The organism is Psychrobacter sp. (assembly GCF_036731945.1).
In the GTDB taxonomy this organism is placed as follows: domain Bacteria; phylum Pseudomonadota; class Gammaproteobacteria; order Pseudomonadales; family Moraxellaceae; genus Psychrobacter.
In genome coordinates this window covers 8,338-14,789 of record NZ_DAINDI010000036.1, presented here as the reverse complement: position 1 = coordinate 14,789, position 6,452 = coordinate 8,338, and the positions used below count along the sequence as shown (strand labels likewise).

At 44.7% G+C, this 6,452-nt stretch carries 4 protein-coding genes and 1 pseudogene; 1 reads left to right on the top strand and 4 read right to left on the bottom strand.

Going from position 1 to position 6,452, the window contains the following annotated elements; translation table 11 throughout:
• Positions 1–216: 216 nt before the first annotated feature.
• The 4 genes from V7D75_RS08745 to yajC form a co-directional block, all read right to left on the bottom strand.
• A complete protein-coding gene (locus V7D75_RS08745; RefSeq protein WP_333614250.1) occupies positions 217–1,611 on the bottom strand; it encodes an MATE family efflux transporter in 1,395 nt (464 codons plus the stop codon).
• 183 nt (positions 1,612–1,794) lie between these two features.
• Positions 1,795–3,057, bottom strand: a complete 1,263-nt coding sequence (gene secF / locus V7D75_RS08740; protein WP_333614249.1) for a protein translocase subunit SecF — start codon at positions 3,055–3,057, stop codon at positions 1,795–1,797.
• Positions 3,058–3,066: 9 nt separating this feature from the next.
• On the bottom strand, positions 3,067–4,944 hold the full coding sequence (gene secD, locus V7D75_RS08735) for a protein translocase subunit SecD (RefSeq protein ID WP_333614248.1): 1,878 nt from the start codon (positions 4,942–4,944) through the stop codon (positions 3,067–3,069).
• 307 nt (positions 4,945–5,251) lie between these two features.
• Entirely contained in the window at positions 5,252–5,581 is a 330-nt protein-coding gene (yajC, locus tag V7D75_RS08730) for a preprotein translocase subunit YajC (protein WP_068408182.1), read from the bottom strand.
• 502 nt (positions 5,582–6,083) lie between these two features.
• On the opposite strand from yajC, the pseudogene V7D75_RS08725 reads away from it, so the two are divergent.
• A pseudogene (locus V7D75_RS08725) lies at positions 6,084–6,452 on the top strand (hypothetical protein); the annotation flags it as partial.

The following is a 6,452-nucleotide window of genomic DNA, read 5'->3' as shown; positions in this document are numbered from 1 at the left end:
CCCCGCCGGCAGATAACCCATGGCCACTGGCAAGCTTTTTTTAAAGCCTTCCGCCCAATGGTAATGATAGGCTTTATTTTGGTTTATCTCATTTGATTGGGTAGTCACGTGATATCCTAATTTTTCTTAATTTCTAATTTTTCTTACTTTGATGTGTCGTTTACTATCTTTTTTCTTCTTTTTAAAACGCCTCATGTTAGCTAATTACTTTAATGGTCAAGCTTCAGGCTGCAATTTTTCATAGCTGCCTGTTTGATGGGCACGGTATAAAAACCCACCAAGAATTATCAATCTTAATAATAATAAGCACCAAACGCTAAGCCAAATACCGGTCATATCCCATTGTTGGTAGAGCAGCCAACTTAAAGGAAAAAAGATAACCGCCAATATCAGCGCGGCATTACGAATGATACTACCAGCCGTTAAACCAAAAAATATCCCATCGAGCCAATAAGCGCCAACGCCAACGAGTGGCAGTAGTACCGCATAAAGATGATAGTCATAAGCCAGCGCAAAGACGGGTTCGATATTGGTCATAAATTGCAGATAAGTTGGCATCGCAAGCCACCAAACCGCGCTTAGCATCATGGCAAGGCCGTAACTGACCACGCCTGTGCGTTTGACAATAATACGAAAGCGCGGCCAATCGCGTCGTCCAGCTGCTTGTCCGCTTAAGGTCTCTGCCGATACCGCCACGCCGTCAAGGGCAAAGGCTGAAATACTTAACACCTGCAGTAAAATAGCATTGGCGGCCAAAATGACATCGCCGCTTTGGGCAGACAGTCGGGTAATCCAAGCAAAGCTTAGGGTTAAAATCAGCGTACGGATAAAAATATCTTTATTTAATGAAAATAGCCTAAGCATCTTATCTTTAGTAAAGTGATCTTTATTAGCAGCAAATAACGCGCGCCAAGAGATTTGTAGATGTCGACGGCTGAGCCACAATGCTAAGACCACCCCAAGCCAAAAAGCAATGGTCGTCCCTAATGCCACCCCAACCAAACCCATCTGCAGCACATAAACAAAAAATAAGGTCAGAATAATATTAAGCATGGCGATAAAGCCTTGCTGATAAAGCATATAGCGGGTTTTGCCTTGACCGGCAAACCAGCCGATAAAGGCAAAGTTCATCAGCTCTGCGATAACGCCCCAAAAACGGACATCCAAATAAATCTTGGCTGCACGACCGCTATCAGGATTGGCAGAAAGCGCCTGCAAGCCAAAATCAATGAGCCAAGGTTTTGCAATAAGTAACACTGCACCAATCATAAACGCAAGTAACAAAGCTCGTTGCAAAATCGATAAGAGCGGTGATGGCGTTTGTTTAGGGGCATCTTTATGAGCCAGCTGACCGAGTGCTTGTGCGGAAAGACCAGATGAGGCGTATTGCAAAAAATTAAAGCTGACTAATATCAAAGACAGCAGCTGAATAGCCAAACCCATGCCAGCAAGCTTGGCAGTGTCATTCATATTACCGACAATCGCCGTATCAATGATGCTTTGTAGCGGCATCGCAAGGTTAGCCAATAATACGGGTAAGGCAATCGCGATGATACGCGCATAGCGAGTATCAATAGGTGGCATAGCACTCGGCGGCAGGGTAGATGACATAGCTTAGTCGCTTATATAACCATATAATAAGGCGGAAAAGTTTAGTGATGACTTGTTGAATAACATTAAAAGATGAATAAAAATAGTATAAAGACAAAAGCACCTAGAGTTTAGGTGCTTTTATCGTGATAACGTTTGTGGGCTGAATAACTAAAAGTCTAGTTATTGGCTTCTATACAAGCGTTAGTCTTGCTCATACATTTTTGGATCATTAAACGTGACGATTTCTTCTTCAAACTCAGGTTTTACTTTCACAATAAAGTCATCACGTGATAAGCCCATTCTTAAAGGAATAGAGCTTGCGATATAAGTTGAAGAATAAGTACCCGCAAGTAAACCAATAAACAGCGCCACTGAGAACCAGTATAGACCATCACCGCCTAAGAATAACATCGCAAGGACAACTAACAGTACCGTTGAGATGGTCATAATCGTACGGCGCAGCGTCTCTGTTAATGACAAATCAATCGTTTGACGCGGCGTGATACCACGCACGCGGCGGAAGTTTTCGCGGATACGGTCATAAACGACGATCGTATCGTTCAGCGAGTAACCAATCAGCGCCAGTACAGCAGCTAGAACAGTTAAATCAAACGGAAAACCAAATAAGGCAAAGACCCCGATGGTCACCACCGCATCATGGAATAGCGACAGTACTGCGCCAAGCGCTAGCTTAAACTGGAAACGTAGGGCAACATAGCCAAGCATACAAGCCAATGCTAATGCCAATGCCATAACCGAGTTTAAGTAGATTTCGTTACCGACTTGGCTACCGATAATATTAACGTTACTGATTTCAACGTTATTATTAGGCAGTGCCAATGCTTTACTCAGGCTGGCGTTCAGTCCATCGACGTTATCTGATTGAGGCGGCAAGCGTACTAAAAGCTCTTGGCGCGTACCTAGATACTGTACGACCGCATCGTCAAAGCCATTATCAGCTAGGGCGTTTACCACGTCGACTTGCTCAACAGGCTGCTCATAACGCACATCTGCTGACACCCCGCCGGTGAAATCAAGACCTAGGTTTAGACCATTGACCGCAATCGCGATAATACTACCAATGACCAAAAGCAGCGATAGGATTGCCATCGGCTTTTCTATCTTCATAAAGGGGATAATACGTTGATCCCCAATCGCTTTGATACCACCTTCTGCATAAGCAGCAGCGTCTTCAGCAGAGTCGCCTAACATCAAATTAGGATCAACCGCTGCTGTGTTACCAGATGCTTGGGTCGCCAAGGCTTGATTTTCTTTCCCACCGCGGCGGGTTTTTGAACCGGTCGATTTAGAGGTTCTAGGATTATTAGCTTGCGTATTACTGCCTTTGCCATCACGGCGCGGTTTTTTACGGCGACGCGTACCAGTAGTATTTGCTTCACCGTTTGAGCCATTTCGATCTGGGTTATTTTCTTGTTCTAGCGGATTGTTATTATCGATAGCCATAGTTTTCTCCTAACCGATGCTCAGACGTTTGATAGATTTGCGCTTGCCGTAAGCGATTTGTATCAGCGCACGCGTCACCAAAATGGCGGTAAATAGCGAGCTGACAATACCAATCGCGAGGGTAATCGCAAAGCCCTTAATCGGACCCGTACCTATCGCAAATAAAATAAAGGCGACCAGTAAGGTTGTGATATTGGCATCGAAAATACTACTAAAAGCACGGTCAAAACCTGCGACGATGGCGGATTTTGGCCGGACGCCATTTGCCAGCTCCTCACGTATCCGCTCAAAGATCAGGACGTTGGCATCGACCGCCATACCGATGGTCAAGACAATACCAGCAATACCCGGTAGGGTGAGTGATGAGCCTAAGATTGACATAATAGCAATGATAATAATGACGTTAATTGCTAGGGCCACGTTGGCAATGACGCCAAATAAGCGATAGAAAACAATCATAAAGGCGAAAACTAATAAATAACCAACTTGGGTAGAGAACAAGCCTTTTTCAATGTTTTCTTGACCGAGTGATGGACCAATCGTACGCTCTTCCACGAAATACATCGGAGCTGCTAGCGCCCCTGAACGTAGCAAGAGAGCAAGCTCAGCCGCTTCAGCACTGCTATCAAGTCCAGTAATACGGAATGATGAGCCCAGTACCGCTTGGATATTGGCACGGTTAATGACTTTGGTTTCTGCATATGGTGTACGTACTTCAACCGTCTCACCAGTCGCTGGGTCTTCTTTATAAGCGATACGTTGTTTGTTTTCAATAAACAGCACCGCCATTTGTTTACCAACAGCGGTACGGGTAGCGTTTTGCATCAGCTTGCCACCAGCGCTATCTAGGGTAATACTGACTTCAGGCGAGCCATTTTCATCGATGCCTGTCTGAGCATTGGTGACTTTATCACCGGTGACAATTGCTTGACGCTCAAGCAATACTGGCGGACCATCAAGTGTTTCAAAGGGGAACGCTTCAGTGCCAGCAGGCGGAATACCGCCCATATAGTTTTCAGCACCTTCAGCGACCATACGGAACTCAAGGTTGGCCGTACGACCAAGGACACGTTTTGCCTCAGCGGTATCTTGTACGCCTGGGAGCTCAACGACAATACGGCTAGCACCTTGGGATTGTACTAAAGCTTCGGTCACCCCAAGCTCAGCAATACGATTACGTAGAGTGGTCAAGTTCTGATTGACCGCGTAGCTATTGATTTCATCTAAGGTGGCATCGTTATACGCCAAAATCAGCGCAGGACCTTGCTCATCAATCGATGACTGTAGCGTGAAGGTATTACCCATCGAGCCTTGTAGGATGTTTTGCGCACGGTTACGGGTATCGGTATCAGAGAAATGCAGCACCACGCCACGTTTTTCGGTTTTGATACCTTTAACCGCAATACGCTCAGCACGTAAGTCACGGCGCATATCACGACTGGCGATGGTCAAACGCTGCTCGAGCGCTTTATCCATATCCACTTCTAGTACAAAACGTACACCGCCGCGCAAATCAAGCCCGAGTTTCATCGGTTTTGCACCGATATCACGCAACCACTCTGGGGTCGTTTGCGCCAAGTTTAGCGCGACCACGTAGTCCTCGCCCAAATTCTGACGCAGCACTTCCTGAGCTTTTAGCTGATCGACTGGATTGTCGAGACGCACCAGCGCACTGTTGCCCTCAAAGGTGCCATCATGATTATTGATGCCAGCCTCTTCAAGTAAGCTTTTAGACTGGGTCAAGATACCTTCAGATAGCTGCGTACCTGCTGCGGCACTGGTAATCTGTACGGCAGGTTCATCAGGATAGAGGTTAGGTGCCGCATATAGACCGGCAATGATAAGCACGACGGCGATGAGTAAGTATTTCCAAGCGGGATATTGCATAATCACTTCTTTAAGTTGATAAACTACTGGCGACGCAGGCCACAAGTTAGCAGATGGGAAGTTAGCGATAACAATGGCAGGTGATTAAATGGAGAGCTACTGTTGTATAGTAGTAGTCGTACTAAATTCTGCACCACTGCGATCATCCGCGATGATAGTAAAGCAAAAAACGGTTAAGCGTAAACAGTAAAGCGAAAAATGACCGTAAATAATGTACGGTCATTTCACAGTCATTACAACCAATAATTGATAACGGTAGCAATTAAGCTCAATAAATGTTTATCAATTATTGGTTTCTGAATGACAATTAAACGCTTTCAATGGTGCCAGCGGGCAATACTGAAATCACGGACGCACGTTGTACTTTAACATCGGTATGGTTGTTTAAGCTCACAACCGCATAATCGCCTTCCAATGCCTTGATACGACCCATAAGACCACCAGCAAAAATGATTTCGCTGCCAACGGTCAAGGCGTTGACCATCGCACGGTGTTCTTTGGTACGCTTAGACTGTGGACGAATCACCAAAAAGTAAAAAATGGCAAAAAAGGCAACCGGCAACAAGATTTGACCAAACATTGACGCAGCGCCGGCAGTTTCTGGTGCCGCATGGGCTGCTTGAATGAATAAGCTCATAATTTCTCTCAGTAAGTCATAGATAAGAATAAATTTACACGCATAGTAACAAAAAATCTCAGGCTTGGTAACTGTTAATCATAGGCTGAGGGCGTTTTTGTTAAAACTCACGGACTAACCATGAGGGTTATAGCGATAGACGTTTTCTTATTATAAAGGATATAAGGATAGGTTGCGGAGCAGACAAAAAAGCCAAATGTTAAGTTAATACAAAATTGCTATCATTTTATAAGTGTTAAAAACATGAGTGGGTGACTCTCTAAATAATTGATACTAATGGTATTTTATTGCGAAATGCTATTATTAACATTGATATTAAACAAGCGCTTATCATAAACCAAATGGCTGTATAATAGAGTGGTTTGAGCGCGTTTTTAGTAATTGGGTAGAAATGCATTCGCATTTATCGGCTATTATTTTCTATCTGCTAGCGCTTGCTCATGATATATTGTGATTTCCTTTTTCTTCTTTGTTTAGGTTACCTAACTTGTTTACCTTTTTTATGTCTGTACCTCGCTTATACCGTCCGCGCGCTTGTCGTAAAGACGCCTCTGCTGAACCTCCCCCGACGATGGGTGGCAATGGTCGCTCTTATATAACACGCTTTAATAGCAAATCGTTTTCGGCGTTTATTCTATTGCTAACTTCTGTGCTACCACAAACGGTTTGGGCAGCAGGTGAGGTAGCAAATCCTACTGCTAGTAGCGTGCTATTGCTTATTTTATTTGTGCTCATCGCCATTGGTATCTCGTTTATTTGTTCGCTCGCCGAGGCGGCACTCCTCAGTATGACGCCGTCATATATTGCTGACTTGCAGGAAACGAACCCCAAAAAGTCCAACATGCTAAAGCGCCTAAAGGTCGATAATATC